Origin of the sequence: Zoogloea sp. (assembly GCF_030157465.1) — a bacterium.
Lineage (GTDB): Bacteria > Pseudomonadota > Gammaproteobacteria > Burkholderiales > Rhodocyclaceae > Zoogloea.
Window position 1 is genome coordinate 1 of sequence record NZ_JAOAUU010000070.1, and the last position, 1,077, is coordinate 1,077.

At 70.0% G+C, this 1,077-nt stretch carries 1 protein-coding gene; it reads right to left on the reverse strand.

Annotated elements, in window-relative coordinates:
* Positions 1-231: 231 nt before the first annotated feature.
* A partial coding sequence (locus tag Q1W26_RS09390) for a ZIP family metal transporter (protein ID WP_366143659.1) occupies positions 232-1,077 on the reverse strand: 846 nt, incomplete at its 5' end.

Below are 1,077 nucleotides of genomic sequence, written 5' to 3' on the forward strand. Positions count from 1 at the left end.
GCGAAGCAAGAAAGAAGGTCGCCCGCCGGGGGCGAGTCCCCGGCCAATGTGACGCTAAACACGGGAAAGCCGCCCAGTAAGAGCTCAACCCAAGAATATCTTAGGTTCGCGCCGGCAGGCCTGCCAGACTCGGACAGCCTGACCTGTCGCGGGAAAAACGCTTTCCACACTTAACGCGAACAGAGCCTTGGAAAAAACGATCGCCGCGCGGCCCCGTTCTTGGCCACACTCTCAGCCCAGTGCCGTATCCAGAAACATCATCACCGCAAAGCCCGCCATCAGCCCGAGCGTGGCCGAGGTCTGGTGGCCGTTGCGGTGGGTTTCGGGGATCACCTCGTGGGAGACCACGAAGATCATCGCGCCCGCCGCCAGCCCGAGACCGACCGGGTAGGCCAGTGCCAGGCCACCGGCAATGCCGGCCCCCACCAGGCTGCCGATGGGCTCCATCAGGCCGGAGGCGCCCGCCAGCAGCACCGCCGGCCACACCTTGATGCCGGCCGCGCGCAGGGCCATGACCACCGCCAGCCCTTCCGGAATGTCCTGGAGGGCGATGGCGCTGGTGAGCGGCAGGCCCACGGTCAGGTCGCCCTGGGCAAAGCTCACGCCGATGGCCATACCTTCCGGCAGGTTGTGAAGGGTGATCGCCAGCACAAACAGCCACACCCGCCCGATGCGCTCGCAGCCGGGGCCGCAGGGGCCGGTGCTGTCGTGTTCGTGGGGCGTGAAGCGGTCGAGGCCGAGCATCAGCACGACGCCGAGGGCCATGCCGGCCACCACCGTCAGCGCCCCCAGCGCGCCGCTGCCGGTCATCGTTTTGGCCGCGGCCAGACCCGGCAGAATCAGCGAGAACGAACTCGCGGCCAGCATCATGCCGGCGGCAAAGCCCAGCAGGCTGTCCTCGGCCCGCGACGACAACCTGCGCAGGCTCGCCCCCGCCAGCGCCCCGACGGCCGTTGCGCCAAATCCGGCCAGGCCGCCCAGCAGGGCCAGGCGCAGCGGCTCGCCGCCACCGGCAAGGCTGGCCCGGGCGCCCGCGGCCAGCAGCAGCGCCACCGCCACCAGCGCCACGCCGAGGCC